Consider the following 16373-nt stretch of genomic DNA (forward strand, 5'->3'; position numbering starts at 1 on the left):
TAATCCTTCCTGATGCACCTCTGTCCTGTAAGCGCAGATTTCCTGCGACTCGTACTGGAGGTCATCATGGGTATCGAAGACAACGGGCCGGATAACGCGTATCAGGGTCCTGCCGAGCCGGGCAGCGAAGAAGAGATTTATCCCGACACCCACGCGGATACCGAGTCAGCCCGGCAGGGTGAAGGCGCGGCAAGCGAAGCCCGAAACAAGGGGCTGGATGACATGGAGATTCCTGACAATCCTCCCGTCGATGAAGACGAGGCGTCCTCTTCGGGCAACCGCTAAACCTGCCCGGTTTCATCAGACCCCACCATTGTGTGGGGTTTTTCTTACAGCTCGAACGGTTTATTACACAAAATAGCCACTCGTCGGAACGCGCGCACTATCAAGGGGTTGGGCACTCCATTCATTAATCAAAAAATAAGGTGCCCCGGATGAGACCTCAGATCCACGACATTCCCAACGCACTCGACCTGATCAGCGAGCTGGATCAGGCGACCGAGCAGATGATGTCTATCCCCGTCGAGCACATCGGCGGCGTGCAATGGGAAGAGGCTTTCGTCCGGCAGCAGAGCGCCTTTAGAAAATGGCGCGATTATTTGTACTGCAAAGCCGATGAACGCCCGGCGGTTCGGCTGTTGAACATCGCCTGATCTGCATCTGCGAAGACCTGATCTGCGAACAGTACCGCCCGCATCAGACTCAGCATGGGCGCGCACCTCTGCACACTGCGCTAACGACGCCCCGCAATTCGTTCCACCGCGGCCAGCACCCTGGGCCGCTGCGCCTGCCACTCACGTTTGGTGATACCCAGCAGCACCGCGCCGATCCGCTTGCCATCGCGCACGATGTGCTCCCGCCTTACTCCCTCAACCACGAAGCCGAATTTCTGATGCATCTTGATCACCGCCGGGTTGATCTCGAGCACTTCGCAGTTGAGTTTCTCCAGCCCTGCGGCACCGAACGCGTGATCGAGCAACCATAACTCCACCTGACTGCCAAGGCCTTTGCCCTGCAGCGTGGTGTCGAGGTAGAAGGCCCACTCTGCCGTGCCGTGGGTGCGGTTGATGGCACTCAGCGACACAACCCCCACCGGTGCGGCTTCAAGCACAACGACAAAGACCTGCTGCCGGGAGCTTGAGCGCAGTGCCTCAAGCCAGTTCAGGTGCTCGGCTTCGCTGATTTCATGGTCCGTGTACATGAACTTGCGCACGTCGGGCTGATTGCGGAGTTGCCGCACACGGGCTTGCTGCTCGACGGGCAGCTCAAGGATCGGCACTACTTTCATGGATTCACTTTTGAACGCGTCATACGGCTGTTGAGTCCCTGTTCGGCCTGCACGGCCAGCGGTGCTTGATTACGTGCCGCGCCGCATGGAGGGGTTTTTTCAAACTGGCTGGAACGAATCGATTGGCGTTTCAGTCAACCTTTCTCACACCCAGGAGGCAAAATATTATGGCAAGCGATATCACCGAAAAACTGCGTGACGATCTTTATCAGAAAACCCGTTCCGAGCTGAACACTTTTCTCGACGAGACCAATGCCTTGCTGGCGGCAGGGGATGCCTTGAATGAGGACCGCACTACTCAGGCCCGTGAGCGGCTGAAGGATTTTCTGGCCCGCGGTACCAGTGCGGTGACCGAGATCGAGATGGACGCCCAACCTGCGCTGACCCGTGCGGTGGGTAATGCGAAATCCTACGTCACCGCCCATCCGTGGGCGGCCGTCGGTGTTGCAGCGGGCCTGGGCCTGGTGGCCAGCCTGTTGCTCAAACGCAACAGGGATTGAGGGGGCCATCGTGGTTCGCCGTCGATTTCCGGTGGATCCGTTAAGTCCGACCAGCGGCCGGCTTGCGTTCGCCGGCGCGTGCACGCCCGTCATTTACCCTCGTTATCGGCTGGTACTGTTCATGGCGGGTACCGTAGCTGACGATGGATTCGGCACCGCTCTGGCGCCGGCCAATGTCTTGCGAAAGCATAAATGGGGGATACGCATGAATGTCGACGAAGAAACTGTTCGTCAGTTGGCCCAGTTGATCTGGGAGACCGAAGGCAAGCCTGAAGGGCAGGAGTCCCGTCATTGGGAAATGGCCACACGCCTGGCGGAGTCCGCTGCCATGGCGCCGGTCCGCACTTCAAGCAAGCACAAGGTCGATACGTTGTTCCCGTCGCCCGATGAGGCTGACCCCAACGCTTGACAGGTCGAGAGCTCGCCCAGGCGCAGTGCCGGGGCGAAGCTCGGATCGACCTCGTCTCAAACAGCTACCCGCTTCAGACCGACCCTGAGGCTTGCCGTGCAACACGGCGATCCGCCTGCCGCGCATCCATCAGCGCCCAATACCACATGCCCAGACCGCCCAGCGTCAATGCCGCTGCGGCATAGCCCGTGGCCGGCAGACCGTAGCCCGCCGCAATGACCACCCCGCCCACCAACGGGCCGATGGCGTTGGCGACATTGAACGCGCTTTGCACCAGCGCACCCGCCAGGGATTGCGCATGGGGCGCAACGTCCATCAGGCGTGTTTGCAGGATCGCCGCCAGGCCGACGCCGCAACCGATGAAAAACACCAGCGGAATGAGCAGCCAGAGGTTGTCGGTCGCCGACGGGTACAGCGCCAGCACCAGCGCAGTGAAGCCCAGCGAGACGCCAGCGGCGAGCATCGTGGCGCGGTCGGCGGCCCAGCCACAAACCAGGTTGCCCACCGTCGTGCCCAGACCGAACACCGCCATCACCACCGGAATCATGAAAGCCGAAGCGTGGGTGACCTCGATCAGCGTGGCCGCCAGATAGGTGTACACGCAGAAGATCCCGCCGAAGCCGATGCCGGCGATGCCCAGTGTCAGCCACACCTGCCGCGAGCGCAGTGCGTTAAGTTCACGCAACGGGCTGGCGTCGGTATCCGCAGGGGAAGCGGGCGCAAGGCAGCGAATCAGCACCGCGGTGATCGCGGCGAGGCCGGCGACGATGGCCATGCCCCAGCGCCAGCCGATGGTCTGCCCGATCCAGGTGGCGAACGGCACGCCGATGATGGTGGCGATGGTCAGCCCCATGAACACGCGGGAGACCGCCTGGGCGCGGCGATTCTTCGGCACCAGCGACGCGGCCAGCAGCATGGCCACGCCGAAGTACGCGCCATGGGGAAACCCGCTGAGAAAGCGGAAAAACACCAGCCATGGCAGCGACGGCGCGACGGCGCTCAACGCGTTGGCGATTCCGATGAAAGCGGCGAGGGCCACCAGCAAGGCCCGGCGGGGCAGTCTGACGCCCAGGACCATGATCACTGGCGAGCCGATGACCACGCCCAGGGCGTAGGCACTGATGGCATGCCCGGCCAGCGGCTGGGTGACCTGAAAGTCACCGGCAATGAACGGCAGCAGGGTCATTGAGGCGAATTCGGTCGTGCCGATGGCGAAGGCGCCCATGGCGAGGGCGAACAGCAGCCAGCCCATGTTGAAATCATGCGGGGTGTGGGAGGTATTCATGGGGGATCGAGAAGGGTTTCCGGGAAGAAGCATGCTGTGATACTTGAAACCGATTTCAGTTCAACCCGGGAATGACGCAACCCTGAAGTGACGCCGACCGACGCGGGTGGCACATCAGTCGGCGGTTCAGTTCGATCAGTCTTTGGGTTTGGTGTCGGGCAGGGCGGCGCCCTTGGGCCACAGCATCCAGATCTGGCCTTGCTGTTTCATGTTGCCGGCCAGTTCGCCCGCCGCGTCACCGGTACCCCAGAACATGTCGGCGCGGACTTCGCCGGCGATGGCGCCGCCGGTGTCCTGCGCCGCGACCGGGCGTACCAGCGGCGTGCCGTCGGGGCGTGTCGACGACAGCCACAACAGGCTGCCGAGGGGGATCACCTTGCGATCGATCGCCACGCTGTAACCAGCGGTCAGCGGCACATTCAGCGAACCGCGCGGGCCTTCGGTGCTGTCCGGGCGCAGGGTGAAGAACACGTAGCTCGGGTTGCTGCCCAGCAGTTCATTGACGCGTTCGGGGTGCGCAATCGCCCAGTCGCGGATGCGGCCCATGGACACTTCGTCCTTGGTCAACTGGCCTTGCTCCACCAGCCAGCGGCCAATCGGCTTGTACGGGTAGCCGTTCTGATCGGCGTAGGCGATGCGCAGCTGGCGGCCGCTTTCCAGCTGAACCCGACCCGATCCCTGGATCTGCAGGAACTGCAGGTCGATGGGGTTTTCCAGCCAGGCCAGCACGGGGGCACTGGCGCCTTTGGTGCCAATGGTGGCGGCGTCGTCGTAGGGACGCAGCACTCGGCCATCCAGGCGCCCGCGCAGGCGCTTGCCCTTGAGCTCGGGATAGATGCTGTCGAGGTTGACGATGATCAGGTCATCGGGCACGCCATACACCGCCACCGGGTGCGCCTCATTGCGCTGCTCGCTGCCTTTATAGATCGGCTCGTAATAGCCGGTGATCAGCCCGTTGGCGCCGTGCTCGGAGGAGCGCAGGCTGTAGACCTGCAGCTGATTCTTGAGAAAGTCGCGCACCGCCGCAGGATTCTGCGGCACTTGGGCGGCGAGGGCGCATGTGCCGCCCCAGACCGGGTCCTTGGCCAGGCGTTTGCACGCCGAAAACCAACTGTTGTAACCCGCCATAAGGTCGGTGTCGTTCACCGCCGGCAGTTTGTCCCACTCGACGCTGACGTAGGTCGTCGCTTCGGAGGGCTTGGTCTTCGGCGCGCCGCCGTCGCAGGCAGCGAGCAGGGCGATCAGTGGGGCGAGGCAGAATACGAAACGGCGCCAGTGCAGGCTTGTGGTCATCACGCGGGGTGTTTCCTGAAAATCATGCGAAGGCGGCTAGCTTGGTGAAAGCGAAGGGCTGCGTCAAATGGATGAGGGAATCATTTGCATGAAAGCTCACATGGCGGCCCAATCGCCCTGGACGCGCTGCGAATTTGCCGCCGATATTGCACTTTTTCGCCGTGGGCCGTTCTGACCATGGCCAGGACGCGGCGATAGACGCGGCGTCCCGTTCGTTAAAGCTTGGGATTGATGCTCGCCGTGTTTTCTGTTTTATCCGTTTGCCGACGCCTGCGCCCGCTGTTTGCCCTGTGCATGCTTGGGCTCGGTTCTGCCGGGTGTACGCGCCAGGACGGCCAGGATGTCGCCACGCAGTTCAGCGAGACGCGGCCCCAGGAGTTCTTCCAGACCAGCGTAGACCGTATGGCGACGCTGGCGATGGCCGACAACCTCGACAGCCTTTACCTGCTGATGAACAAACTCTACCTGCGCAACCCTGGGGAGTGGCGCAAGTCCGGCTTCGTCGATGCCGCGGCGGCCGAACGCAACGTGCGGCAGGCCATCGAGCAGAAGAAGCCGTTGCCGCAGTTGGGCACGCGACGTGACCTGGCAGCGCTGAGCTACGCCCTGAGCCCTGAATTCCTTGGCGATCGCGTCGGCGCGTTCATTTATGCCATTGGCAGCATGCTGGTCACGGCCCACGGCGGGCGCCTCGAATTCTTCATGACCGACCAGATCAACCCGACGTTCGTCAACAATGCTGCGCGCAATATCGAAAAGGCCACCTGGCTGCTGAGCCAGCGGCAGAACGCCAATGGCGAGCTGCTGTTGTTCTCCAACGAGATTTCGGAGGAGGGCAGCAACCTCAGTTTCGCCACCGAGTTCCGCAAGATCGTGGCGCGCCTGGACCTGCTCACCCAGATGCTCGACGAGCGATATAGACGCATCGGTTTGAATTACGCCCAGAGCCTGCTGTTCCTGAATTTCCTTCCGGTGCAATGACGCCCCGCTGTGCCGGAAAAAACCTTTGCGCTATCCCTCATCCTTGTCGGCTTGCGGTCGATAGCTCCTCAGGAGTCTGCAAAAAACAACTATAAAATTCATGGCATGGGGTCGACGATGTTTAAAACAGTGCAGGCGCGCTATACGGTCATATTTGTGACCTTGATTGTGGTCATCGCAGTGATCACCGAGCAGGGCATCGTACATTTCGTCACGCCCAAGGTGCGAGAGACCCAGGAAAAAGTGGTGCTGAGCCAGGTGGACCAGATCGGCACGCGAATTCTGTCGGACCTGGCGCGCGTAGAGGCTCAGTCCCGGGCGATCACCCAGGCGGTTCCGCTGCTGGACAGCGATGGCATCGACACTGTGCTGCCAGGCCTGGTCGATCAGTACGGCGATCAGAAAGTCTTCGGCGGCGGCGTCTGGCCGATGCCGGACAAGCGCACCCCGGGGCGCAACAAACACAGCTCGTTTTTCCACCGTGACGGCAGTGGCCAGCTGGTGGTGAGCACGTTCTGGAACTCCGACCCTGCGCCCAACTACTGGGAACAGCCATGGCACCGCGCCGGGCAGAACGCACCCAAGGGCAAATGCGCCTGGGCGGCGGCCTATCAGGACGAAGCCAGCCCGCAACCGCGCACCAACTGCGCGATGGGCATCTACAAAGATGGCGCGCTCTACGGTGTTTCGACCATCGACGTCACCCTGGGCTTCTTCAACGGCCTGATCCAGGACAAGGAAAAAGACATTCAGGGTCAGGTGATGATCGTCGAGCGCGACGGCAAGATCCTCACCAACCAGAGCCGCATTCCCGGCGAAATCATCCTCAAGAACGTCGCCGGCTTCAGCGGCCAGTCGATGTTCGCCAAGGCCATTCAGGACGGCCTGGGCAAGGTCTCTGGCGACGCTGTGTATTCCCGGGAATACATCGACCCGCAACTGGGTGACCTGACCTTCTTCCTGCGCCCTGTGGTGGGCACGCCGTGGATGATCGCCACCTCGTTGCCAACCGCCATGCTCACCGCCAGCAGCACCGAAGTGCTGAAGACCCTGGGCTGGTTGCAGATTCCCCTGGTCATTCTGTTGCTGGTGGTGCTGGGCTTTGCCTTCCATCGCTTGCTGGCACGGCTGACCGTTCTGCGCACCAACATCGACGCGCTGTCTTCGGGTGAGGCCGACCTGACCCGTCGCATTCCGATCAAGGGCGAGGATGAACTGGACGCTGTCGGCCACTCGGTCAACAAGTTCATCGCCTTCCAGCAGGCGATGATTGTCGAGGTGCGCAGCGGCACCGAGCAGATCTCTGCCGGGCTGGTGCAATTGCAGGATCAGTCGCGCAACATCAACCAGATCCTCAACCGCCACGCCTCGGAAACCGATCAGGCGGTGACCGCGATCAACGAGATGAGCGCCACCGCCGACAGCGTCGCCGAGAACGCTACGCAGACGGCGAGCTTTACTCAATCGGCGAACGATGCCGCGCAGCGCTCCCGGGACGTCGTCGACGAAGCGTCGGTCAGCGTGCGGGCGCTGGTGGCCGAGGTCGAAGAAGCGACCCAGTACGTCCAGGAAATGCAGGTCGATGCCAAACGCATCACCGATGTGCTCGGTGTCATCGGCGGCATCGCCCAGCAAACCAACCTGCTGGCGCTGAACGCGGCCATCGAAGCAGCGCGGGCGGGTGAGCAGGGCCGAGGCTTTGCGGTGGTGGCCGACGAAGTGCGGGCGCTGGCCGGTCGTACCCAGCAGAGCACATCGGAGATCAACGAGATGCTCGCGCGGCTGGAACAGGGCGTGAGCACTGCGGTGGGCGCGATGGAGAAAACCAAGATCAGTTGCCAGTCGACGGCCGACCGTACGTCCCGCGTCAACGAAGGCCTGGACGGGATGGCCGGTTCGGTGCTGCGCATCCATGACCTGAGCGCGCACATTGCAACGGCGGCAGAGGAGCAGAGCGCGGTCACCGAGGAGATCAACCAGAACATGATCGCCATTCGGCACATGGTCGGTGAACTGGTGGGCTGCGGTCAGCAGACCGACACCAGCGTCGAGGCGCTGATGGCGTCCAACGAGCGGCTGGTGGCGATGATCGATCGCTTCAAGGTTCGCTAACCGGCGATCCATTCACTCGCGCAAAGCAAAGCCGGAGCCCAAAAAGCGCCGGCTTTTTTGTGGGGCGCAGAAGGTGTCTGGGCTCAGTAACTTTCGCCGCGAATGTATTCCTGCATTTTCTCGATCAGCCTGGCCTGTTCGGCAATGGCCGCCTTGACCAGGTCGCCGATGGACAGCAAACCGATCAGTCGGCCTTCGTCCACCACCGGCAAATGGCGCAGCCGGCGGTCGGTCATGATGTTCATGCAGTGCTCGACCGTGTGCTGCGAGCCCACGGTCTGTACGTCGTGGGTCATGATGTCGCTGACCGGGGTCCCGGCCGAAGCACGGCCCTTGAGCTCCATCTTGCGGGCGTAATCCCGCTCGCTGACGATGCCGACCACCTTGCCATCGCGCACCACCGGGACAGCACCGATGTTCTTTTCGGACATCAGCTTGATCGCCTCGAGGACCATCTCCCCGGGCCCGACGGTGTGGACGTCAGCGTGGTGCGGGTCTTTCAACTTCAGTAGTTCGGCTACGGTCGTCATGCTGGCCTCTCCGGCGCGTTTCTTGTGAGCACGGCCCATCCGGCCGTGCATAGAGAATCGTCGAGAGATGGCATTCCGGCAAGTTTGAAAGCGCCATGCCCGGCCCTGAAAGCGTCACCGCCCCGATTTCCCGTGGCCGCGTCGGTGGGCTGGCGCGAGGTCAGCCGATCCGCCGCGACAGGCCGCCCTGTCCCTGCGCGTGCATCGGTGCTTTTGCCGGCGATGCCGCGCGCTGCAGCAGCAGACCGGCAACGTCACGGGTGTGCAGCACGAACCCTTGCACCCAGTCCACGAAGGTCATCTCATCCAGTGCCTTGAGTGGCAGTTGCGTGCACAGGCGAACCGCCTGTTGCTCATCCAGGGCCAGCCAGCAGCCACTCATGGCGCCGCTGTCGAAGTTGAGCCGCATCAGCCGCTCATACAGGCTCGGGTCGGGGCGCAGCGACAGTTTGCAATGCAGAATCGCGACGTCGCCCGCCGTCGGTACCTCGATGATCACCACTTCGCGGCCCTCATCGAACAGCGCGCACACGCCGTTTTCGAGTTGCAAGGCGGTGCCCAGTCGTTTGCCCAGTGCCTGAATGCAGGCGTCTGCGTGTGTCGTTGTGTTCATCATTTGCGGTGTCCTGTCCGGGGGTTCGATTCGATCAATAGAGGGGCGGGCGCGGCGGCCTAGCGCGGCCGGAAAGCGCCATTGCCGGCCTGGCCCAGCTCGTGGGCGGGCTGCGAGTCGCCACGGTCGGCGATGGCGCCGTCGGCGGTGGCCTTTTTCGGGTTCCTCTGGTCAGGGCCGTAGTCGAAGGTGACTTCGCCCATGAGGCGTTCGATGCTCAGCGCGCTGCCGCTCTTGAAGCTGACAAAGGGGAACGGCGTGCCGAACGCGTCTTCTTTCGCGGCGGTCCTGAAGACCGCGATGCTCTTGATGCGCAGATTGTTCTTGTCGCCGAGTATGTCCTTGAGCATCGCGTCGGTCAGCCGTCCACTCAATGCGCCATCCTCGATGCGTTCTTTGACGTCGTCACGGACCTCAAGCTTGATTTCGGCGCGAGTGGTGCCCTTGCTGTCCTTCATCGCATCGAGCAGGCCTTTGAGCTGCGGGTCGGCGCTCATCATTTCGTGAATCCGCTCGGCGTTGCCCGGGTTGCAGTCACGGCCGAGCATCTGTTTGACGCGGTCGATCTGCCGCTTGGAGGAGGCGGCCTGATCCAGCCGGTTGACGTTGTTGTGTTTGACCACCATGTCCATCAGCGACATCAGGCTGGAGCCCTGGCTGGCAGCGGTGTTCTGCCGGTCGAGCTGGCGCAGGCTCTGGCGCGCGGCGTATTGCGCGTCGTTCTCGTCTGACGTGGCCTTCAGGTATTTGTCCTTGAGGTCCTGCAGCACCTTCTCAGGAGCCTTGCCGGCGGGCGACGGATTCTTGCTCATGCCGGGGAAGGCCTTCTCCAGTGTGTCACCCAGGGTTTTGACGTCGGCGGTTCGCAGCGGCAGGGCGTTCTTGAAGCGCACGTCGTAGCTCTTGCCGGTCTTGTTGTCGAACGCCAGTGTCGCGCTGACCCCCAAGGGTGCGCCGCCGGCCACGAACAGGTTGCTGGGGCGCGACGTAAAGACGGTGCTGAACATCCGCGCGTAGCCGGTCACCGAGCCTTTTTCGAGGAACCGCGCGCGGTTGCTGCTATAGACGTCGGCGTGCAGGCCGTCGCTGCCGTGGCCCTCAGTGCGTTCCCGTTCGGCGCTGAGCAATGACACGGTTCCCAGCAGGCCGGCGCCGAAGCGCATGAAGCCGGCAACGGGTTCGGCATCGGTGCGGCCCTTGTTGGTCCGGGATTCAAGGTTGACCCCGGCATCCAGGTCGAACGCGTGCTTGCCCGTGGTGCGCACTTCCTTCTCGACGCCGCGATCCATCAACGCCATGGGTTTGAGGCCTCCCTGCGCCGGACGCTTGCTGCTGGCCAGTTGCGTCTGCATCAGGTCAATCATGAAATCATCGATTTCGTCGTCGCGAATGAAAAAGCTCAGCGCCGTGCTGTTGGCATACTTGTACTTGGCGTCCAGGCTGCCGCCGAACCAGCCGCCGTTGGTCTGGAGGTTGGCGTGGCTGTCGCCGGGCGTGGTTTTGGTGTCACTTTTGCCGCCACCAAAACCGAAGCTTCCTGTGCCGCTGATCGCGCCTTCGCGACTCATCGACACCTTCAGGCCGCGGTCGAATCGGGTGAAGGTCAGGCCGTAGGTCCGCTCTGGATCGATATTGCCGCGAAAACCCAGGAACGCGGGCTCGGCCGGCCCCGCGACGCCGCCGGTGACGCCGCCGCCGTAATTGCGGTTCAGCTTGAGGCTTTCTCGAGGCTCCAGATTCTGGAGCGCCTCGGTCAGGGCGAGCATGACAGCGGCGTTATTCGGGCCGGCAGGGGTCTGCAGCCCTTGCAGCACGTTGCGCTTGAGCGGGTGGTTGTCCTTGCGCAAGTGCTTGAGCAGGTTCTTGGTGGCGTCGTAACTGGCTTCGAGGGAGGCATGGTCACGGAAGCCGGCATCGGTGTAGCGCTTCACCGGGCTGCCTTCGTAGGCGTCGTTGTGCAAGGTGGCCAGCGCTGTGGCGATGGTGTCGAAATCCTTCGCCCCCGGTTTCTTCACTTCATTGGCGAACCCGTCGAGGGCGGCGCTGATGTCGTTGAGCACCTTGACGTCCAGCGCCAGGCGAGCGCGCAGCAGGGCCTGGTTATCGCCTTGGGTGCGAGAGCCATCCAGCGGCGATTGGGTGTTGCGCCGCTCCAGCGTGAAATGCGCGTTCTTCAGCTTGGTGAGCAGCTGCCCCAGTTCGTGAGCGTTGTCGATGCCGCTGTCACGAAGGACGCTGGCCACTTGCGGCAGCATGTCATTGTTGCGCGGCTTGCCCTGGAAGGCCGGATTGAACGCGCCATTTTTCAGCAACGCGCCTTCGTCCTGGGCCAGTTCGCGCAGCGTCTTCTGCAGGTCTTCGGTGACGCTGGTCTGGAACCAGTTGAACAGCTCCGCCAGCTCGCTCGATTCAGGTGACAGGCGAGGCGCCAGCGCATTGATACGCGCAGCCATGGGGCGCGGCGGTGTGCCGGTCGCCGCGCCAGTCGCCGCAGCCGCGCGGGTGCTCAGCTCGCGCAGCAGCGCGGTTTCTTCGGTGTAGATCGGCTTCAGGCCTTCGCGGCCTTTCCAGGCGTGCTGGAGGCTGTCGGCAGGTACTTTCACCGCGCCGGTCAGCGAAAGATGGGAGGTAAGGTAATTCTGCCGGAGGGAGGCAGGGGCGTACTGCTTGGCCTTCATGCTCTCGATGTTGTTACTGCCCATCACGTTGACGGTGACCTTGGCCGAGCCTCTGCGCAGGGTTTCCGGCTCGGCCGCCGCCAGCCGATTGAAGGCCGCGTGGTCATTGCTCGGGCGCGCCGGTGCGGGTGTGGCGGCTTCCCACCCGGTCGCGGTCTTGACGAATTCTCCGGCGCTGGTGGTGGCCAGCAAACGTCCATCGTGATTGGGGCGCAGGTCCTGAAGAACGGTCCCCGGTGGGGTGGTCGGGCCCTGAACCGCTTGCCAGGTCCGCTGAGGATTGAGCCTTCGAGCGTTGGCCTCGTCGCCGCTCAGCTGGAACACTGCGCCGCCGCGCAGGGCGAACCAGTGCTTGCCGCCGGTGCTGATCGCCTGGATATCGCCCGTGCCGGGTGGCTGTGGCAGCACCGCGCGTTCACCGTTCTGGTCGTGGAGGCGCAGTTTGCCGCCGCTGAGGGTCATGAAGTTCTGATCGTTCTGCACGGCCAGTTTGTCGGCGACCACACCCTCGGCGCCGCGCAGGGCGGTGCCCTTGGCTTCAGTCCCGCGACCTTGCAGGGCCAGGTCGGCGCCGCGCCCCATTTCATGGGCTGCGGCCTGGGGCGCCACTTTCAGCTGTTTCAGCTTGCCATCCTTGTCGATGAGGTAAGCGGAGCCGTCCTGGCCAGCCTGCAGCGCTTTGATGTCCTTTTCGCTGGTCTTCTTCCATTCGTCGGTGCGCGGGTCTTGCACCAACAGCGTCTTTTCGACGGTTTCTTTCAATTCTTCAACGGGCGGGTTGTGCACTAACCGCTTGTCGAGAGGACGGACGTATTCGCCGCGCGGTGCCTGGACCCGCGATAAGCGCTTCTGCTCGTAGAGGGCGATTTTGCCGCGCGGCAGCTGAATCTGCGTGGCGGCGTCAGGGGTCAGGACAGGCAAGCCGTGCTGACGATCCATGACCAGCGGCGCCATGACCCAGCCAGGCACGAAGTCCTGTTTTGCCTGATCCCACGATGCGCTGTGCTCTACGCCTCGCTGGTCCTTGACGGTGGCGTGCAGCAGGTTTTTTTCGTCATGAAAAAAGCCGCTGACGGTATGGTGACCAAAGGCCGTCTGCAGGGCGGGCGAGGGGCGCACTTTCTGCAGTGTGAGCTCATTCACGAAGAGGTTGTTTTGTTGCGCTTCAGCGGTCGGCAAATGCGCCTCCAGGAGTTCGCCCGAGGCTGTCGTCGCCAGCAGACGATCACCGATGAGCGCCACGGATTTGGCTTTCATGGCGGCATCGTTATCCGTGCCGGTGGGGGTAATGAGCGGGAACGCATCATGGCAGTCGGCGCCAAGCCCGTTGCGCAGTTGGAGTAACTGGTTGCCTGAGGCGTTTTCGCTGAGCGCCATCAGTGCACCGGCGGTGGAGCGTCCGAGGGCCGTGACCTTTTCTGTGAAATCCAGCGGCTTGGTCAGATCACTCAGCTCGTACACCTTGCCTTCGTCGTTGAGCCCCAACAGGTTGCCGCCGCCTATGTTGTGCAAGGTTTTCAGCGTTGCTCCCTGGGTGTTCTCCTGCCATTGGCCCCCATGCAACGCGTACAACTTATTTTCGTGAATACGCCAGGCGGTGTTGTTCGCGTCCTTGTGCACGCCGGTGATCTGCGCGCGATGGGCATCGGTGGGCATCGCCATTTTTTTGCCGTCGCTGGCTGAGGCGACGCGGTTCTCACTGCTCTTGAACAGTGAAATGGCGATATCGCTGGCATGGGCGTGGAGCAGCCGGTTCTGGCTGTCGACCATCAGGTATTCGGCTTTCTGCGCGTCCTGATTGAGCGGCGCAAGGTCCTGATAACGCTGATCGTGTTTGCTCAAAATGCCTTCGAGCAACCGCTCGCTGGGGTTGGGCTGGTCGGGGCCGCCAAAGGTCAGTCGTTGATTGTGCAGCGCCATGCTCAGCCGGGGTGTCAGGGCGTTGGCTGGTGGCTGGGCTGCCGTCGGAGCGCTGGGTGTCGGGCCGGTTGGCGGCACGGGCGCGTTCGCTTGTGGCGTGGCTGATGCAGCTGCCGTTGTTGAAGCCGGCGCCGCATGGGGGGCGAGCGCGGTCTGCGGGGTGTTTGCAGCGGCTGTGCTGCGGGGAATTGACGAGGCATCCCCCGGTCGGGCCTTGAACAGACCGCCTGCGAAGTGGCGGCTTTTCTGCAGCGTTGACCGGCTGGCAGTGGCCATGCGCGCCAGCACGTTTTTGCGCTGCGTGGGGCCGGTTCCGGTTCCGGTTCCGGGTGCTGCAGCTGGGTTCAGGTGGGTGGTGCCGACACTGGTGGTATGACCACGGAACACTGGAGGTAAAGCCATGCTGACGCCGTCCATGCAAGTGAGTGCTTGGCGGGGTGAGTGGCGTCAGGGCGGAGGGTGGTTCCCGATTTTCTGAAAAGATCAGGCAGGCCCGTGAGAGGGCTTGCGTCGGGGGCGGGAGATGACCGATTCGATGTTCTTGCGGCCGATCAGCAACGGGCTCTTCGCTTTGCGCGAGGCCGGCATGTCGGCCAGCCATTTGTACATCACCAGGCAGTCCACCAGCCCGAGCCGGGCATGGCGGTAAGCGCGAGGCAGACGGCCGACGGTCTCAAACCCGAGTTTCTGCCAGAGCGCAACGGCGACTTCATTGGTGGCCACCACGGAGTTGAACTGCATGGCCGAGAAGCCGCTGTCCAGCGCCAGTTGCTGGGAGTGCTCGCACATCAGGCGCGCGACGCCACGACCCCGCGCGGCCGGGGTGACCATGTAGCCGCAGTTGCTGACATGGCTGCCGGGGCCTGCCGCGTTGGCCTTGAGGTAATAGCTGCCGAGCAGCACGCCGTCTTCTTCGGCGATCAGCGTGTGCAGCGGGTATTCCAGCCACAGGTGCCGGGCCTGCTCGCAGGTCAGGTCGGGGGCGTAGGCGTAGGTTTCCTGGGCCCGGACGACGGCCTGAAAGGTGGGCCAGAAGACCTCGAAATCATCGGTGGTCATAAGGCGGATGTGGATCATGGGTCGGTTCCGGAATTCGGGGAGGGGCAGGTTTTGCGCGTGATGACTTACCTGTGGGAGTGACCGGGGTGGCGCTCCACCTTGCTCACGAAGAGGCCCGTTCGGCCTGCGCATCTCTGGCGGCAGTGATGCCGCCTTCGCGAGCAAGCTCGCTCCCACAATTGGGCTCCCACAAGGGTGATGCAGTGTCATGCCTGAAGGGTGACCTCAGGCCATGCTCCGTTAAGACACGACCCGATAACACGGCACATACGCCGCGCCGCCCGGCAGCTTCATCCGGTGCTGCTCGACGAAGGCCTGCAACAGCTTGTCCAGCGGCTGCATCACTTCGGCGTCACCGTGGATTTCATACGGGCCGTGTTCTTCGATCAGGCGAATGCCCTTGTCCTTGACGTTGCCCGCCACGATCCCGGAGAACGCCCGGCGCAGGTTCGCGGCCAGTTCGTGGGGCGGCAGGTCGCGGCGCAGTTGCAGGCTGGCCATGTTGGCGTGGGTCGGCTCGAATGGACGCTGGAAGCTCTCTTCGATCTTCAGCAGCCAGTTGAAGTGGAACGCGTCGGCACGGTCGCGGCGGAACTGGCGCACCGAAGCCAGGCCAAGGGTCATCTGCCGTGCCACTTCCGACGGGTTGTCGATGATGATCTGGTAATGCTTGTGCGCTTCTTCGCCCAGGGTGGCGCTGACGAACGCGTGCAGCTGCTCCAGGTACGGCGCGGTGCTTTTCGGGCCGGTCAGGATGACCGGGAACGGCAGGTCCTGGTTGTCCGGGTGCATGAGGATGCCGAGCAGGTAGAGGAATTCCTCCGCCGTGCCTGCGCCCCCCGGGAAAATGATGATGCCGTGGCCGACCCGCACGAAGGCTTCCAGGCGCTTCTCGATGTCCGGCAGGATCACCAGCTCATTGACGATCGGGTTCGGCGCTTCGGCCGCGATAATGCCCGGCTCGGTCAGGCCCAGGTAACGGCCGCCGGTGATGCGCTGCTTGGCGTGGGCAATGGTCGCGCCTTTCATCGGGCCTTTCATCACGCCAGGGCCGCAACCGGTGCAGATGTCCAGTTTGCGCAGGCCCAGCTCGTGGCCGACTTTCTTGGTGTATTTGTATTCTTCTGTGTTGATCGAGTGGCCGCCCCAGCACACCACCATCTTCGGTTCGACGCCGGGGCGCAGGGTGCGGGCATTGCGCAGCAGGTGGAATACGTAATCGGTGATGCCCTGGGAGCTGCTCAGGTCGATGCGCTGGCTGTCGAGCTCGCTCTCGGTGTAGACGATGTCGCGCAGGGCGCTGAAGAGCATTTCCCGGGTGCTGGCAATCATCTCGCCGTCGACGAAGGCGTCGGCCGGGGCGTTCAGCAGTTCGAGGCGCACGCCACGGTCTTGCTGGTGGATGCGCACTTCGAAGTCCTGGTAAGCCTCCAGGATGGTCTTGGCGTTATCGACATGGGCGCCGGTGTTGAGGATGGCCAGGGCGCACTGGCGGAACAGGGTGTAAATGCTGCCGGAGCCTGCGGCGCTGAGCTGCTGGACTTCACGTTGGGACAGTGTTTCCAGGCTGCCCTTGGGGCTGACCGAAGCGTTGATGACGTGTCTTGGAGCCATTCTTGATTCCTTGAAAGCGGTGCCGGCCGCCGCGAGGGGGCAGGGCACAAATACAGTAAGCGTTCGAGACGCTCACCCATGGGGCCATTTT

At 63.0% G+C, this 16373-nt stretch carries 14 protein-coding genes and 1 pseudogene; 7 read left to right on the plus strand and 8 right to left on the minus strand.

The annotated features are described in order from the left end of the window. The first annotated feature begins 66 nt into the window (after positions 1 to 66). On the plus strand, positions 67 to 285 hold the full coding sequence (locus tag SLW74_RS13735; RefSeq protein ID WP_192131307.1) for a hypothetical protein: 219 nt from the start codon (positions 67 to 69) through the stop codon (positions 283 to 285). Between the two features lie 149 nt (positions 286 to 434). Further along, positions 435 to 653, plus strand: a complete 219-nt coding sequence (locus tag SLW74_RS13740; RefSeq protein ID WP_065991542.1) for a hypothetical protein — start codon at positions 435 to 437, stop codon at positions 651 to 653. 80 nt (positions 654 to 733) lie between these two features. On the opposite strand, the gene pseH is transcribed toward SLW74_RS13740, so the two are convergent. Then, the gene (gene pseH, locus SLW74_RS13745) at positions 734 to 1288 is read right to left on the minus strand and encodes a UDP-4-amino-4,6-dideoxy-N-acetyl-beta-L-altrosamine N-acetyltransferase (RefSeq protein ID WP_065991543.1); all 555 of its coding nucleotides are present in this window, start codon (positions 1286 to 1288) and stop codon (positions 734 to 736) included. Between the two features lie 167 nt (positions 1289 to 1455). On the opposite strand from pseH, the gene SLW74_RS13750 reads away from it, so the two are divergent. Together SLW74_RS13750 and SLW74_RS13755 are read left to right on the plus strand one after the other, a co-directional pair. Then, the gene (locus tag SLW74_RS13750; RefSeq protein ID WP_410929216.1) at positions 1456 to 1788 is read left to right on the plus strand and encodes a YqjD family protein; all 333 of its coding nucleotides are present in this window, start codon (positions 1456 to 1458) and stop codon (positions 1786 to 1788) included. A 205-nt stretch (positions 1789 to 1993) separates the two neighbouring features. After that, on the plus strand, positions 1994 to 2197 hold the full coding sequence (locus SLW74_RS13755) for a DUF2934 domain-containing protein (RefSeq protein WP_065991738.1): 204 nt from the start codon (positions 1994 to 1996) through the stop codon (positions 2195 to 2197). A gap of 73 nt (positions 2198 to 2270) precedes the next feature. Here the strand turns inward: SLW74_RS13755 and SLW74_RS13760 are convergent, their stop codons facing one another. Together SLW74_RS13760 and SLW74_RS13765 are read right to left on the minus strand one after the other, a co-directional pair. Next, on the minus strand, positions 2271 to 3482 hold the full coding sequence (locus SLW74_RS13760) for an MFS transporter (protein WP_410929217.1): 1212 nt from the start codon (positions 3480 to 3482) through the stop codon (positions 2271 to 2273). A 135-nt stretch (positions 3483 to 3617) separates the two neighbouring features. Continuing rightward, positions 3618 to 4775, minus strand: a complete 1158-nt coding sequence (locus SLW74_RS13765) for a murein transglycosylase A (RefSeq protein ID WP_410929254.1) — start codon at positions 4773 to 4775, stop codon at positions 3618 to 3620. A 294-nt stretch (positions 4776 to 5069) separates the two neighbouring features. Here SLW74_RS13765 and SLW74_RS13770 point away from each other — a divergent pair, with 294 nt between their 5' ends. From SLW74_RS13770 to SLW74_RS13780, 3 genes and pseudogenes are all read left to right on the plus strand, one after another. Further along, entirely contained in the window at positions 5070 to 5756 is a 687-nt protein-coding gene (locus SLW74_RS13770; protein ID WP_410929255.1) for a hypothetical protein, read from the plus strand. Positions 5757 to 6185: 429 nt separating this feature from the next. Next, positions 6186 to 6995: pseudogene (locus tag SLW74_RS13775) on the plus strand (cache and HAMP domain-containing protein); the annotation flags it as partial. A gap of 27 nt (positions 6996 to 7022) precedes the next feature. Further along, positions 7023 to 7868: a methyl-accepting chemotaxis protein gene (locus SLW74_RS13780; protein WP_410929256.1), complete on the plus strand. Its 846-nt coding sequence runs from the start codon at positions 7023 to 7025 to the stop codon at positions 7866 to 7868. An 83-nt stretch (positions 7869 to 7951) separates the two neighbouring features. On the opposite strand, the gene SLW74_RS13785 is transcribed toward SLW74_RS13780, so the two are convergent. The 5 genes from SLW74_RS13785 to ppnN form a co-directional block, all read right to left on the minus strand. After that, on the minus strand, positions 7952 to 8398 hold the full coding sequence (locus tag SLW74_RS13785; RefSeq protein ID WP_065991548.1) for a CBS domain-containing protein: 447 nt from the start codon (positions 8396 to 8398) through the stop codon (positions 7952 to 7954). 160 nt (positions 8399 to 8558) lie between these two features. Beyond that, a complete protein-coding gene (locus SLW74_RS13790; protein ID WP_410929218.1) occupies positions 8559 to 9014 on the minus strand; it encodes a type III secretion system chaperone in 456 nt (151 codons plus the stop codon). Positions 9015 to 9070: 56 nt separating this feature from the next. Continuing rightward, positions 9071 to 14011: an AvrE-family type 3 secretion system effector gene (locus SLW74_RS13795; RefSeq protein ID WP_410929219.1), complete on the minus strand. Its 4941-nt coding sequence runs from the start codon at positions 14009 to 14011 to the stop codon at positions 9071 to 9073. A gap of 81 nt (positions 14012 to 14092) precedes the next feature. Further along, a complete protein-coding gene (locus SLW74_RS13800; protein ID WP_410929220.1) occupies positions 14093 to 14686 on the minus strand; it encodes a GNAT family N-acetyltransferase in 594 nt (197 codons plus the stop codon). Positions 14687 to 14908: 222 nt separating this feature from the next. Continuing rightward, positions 14909 to 16282, minus strand: coding sequence for a nucleotide 5'-monophosphate nucleosidase PpnN (gene ppnN / locus SLW74_RS13805; RefSeq protein ID WP_205482979.1), 1374 nt, complete (start codon positions 16280 to 16282; stop codon positions 14909 to 14911). Positions 16283 to 16373 lie beyond the last annotated feature (91 nt).

Source organism: Pseudomonas sp. W5-36, from assembly GCF_046540455.1.
GTDB lineage: Bacteria > Pseudomonadota > Gammaproteobacteria > Pseudomonadales > Pseudomonadaceae > Aquipseudomonas > Aquipseudomonas graminis_B.

Bases quoted from the DNA above. Each gene is read 5' to 3' on its own strand.
- SLW74_RS13735 (WP_192131307.1), top strand. From the start codon at position 67: ATGGGTATCGAAGACAACGGGCCGGATAACGCGTATCAGGGTCCTGCC.
- SLW74_RS13740 (WP_065991542.1), top strand. From the start codon at position 435: ATGAGACCTCAGATCCACGACATTCCCAACGCACTCGACCTGATCAGC.
- pseH (WP_065991543.1), bottom strand. From the start codon at position 1,288: ATGAAAGTAGTGCCGATCCTTGAGCTGCCCGTCGAGCAGCAAGCCCGT.
- SLW74_RS13750 (WP_410929216.1), top strand. From the start codon at position 1,456: ATGGCAAGCGATATCACCGAAAAACTGCGTGACGATCTTTATCAGAAA.
- SLW74_RS13755 (WP_065991738.1), top strand. From the start codon at position 1,994: ATGAATGTCGACGAAGAAACTGTTCGTCAGTTGGCCCAGTTGATCTGG.
- SLW74_RS13760 (WP_410929217.1), bottom strand. From the start codon at position 3,482: ATGAATACCTCCCACACCCCGCATGATTTCAACATGGGCTGGCTGCTG.
- SLW74_RS13765 (WP_410929254.1), bottom strand. From the start codon at position 4,775: ATGACCACAAGCCTGCACTGGCGCCGTTTCGTATTCTGCCTCGCCCCA.
- SLW74_RS13770 (WP_410929255.1), top strand. From the start codon at position 5,070: ATGCTTGGGCTCGGTTCTGCCGGGTGTACGCGCCAGGACGGCCAGGAT.
- SLW74_RS13780 (WP_410929256.1), top strand. From the start codon at position 7,023: ATGATTGTCGAGGTGCGCAGCGGCACCGAGCAGATCTCTGCCGGGCTG.
- SLW74_RS13785 (WP_065991548.1), bottom strand. From the start codon at position 8,398: ATGACGACCGTAGCCGAACTACTGAAGTTGAAAGACCCGCACCACGCT.
- SLW74_RS13790 (WP_410929218.1), bottom strand. From the start codon at position 9,014: ATGATGAACACAACGACACACGCAGACGCCTGCATTCAGGCACTGGGC.
- SLW74_RS13795 (WP_410929219.1), bottom strand. From the start codon at position 14,011: ATGGCTTTACCTCCAGTGTTCCGTGGTCATACCACCAGTGTCGGCACC.
- SLW74_RS13800 (WP_410929220.1), bottom strand. From the start codon at position 14,686: ATGATCCACATCCGCCTTATGACCACCGATGATTTCGAGGTCTTCTGG.
- ppnN (WP_205482979.1), bottom strand. From the start codon at position 16,282: ATGGCTCCAAGACACGTCATCAACGCTTCGGTCAGCCCCAAGGGCAGC.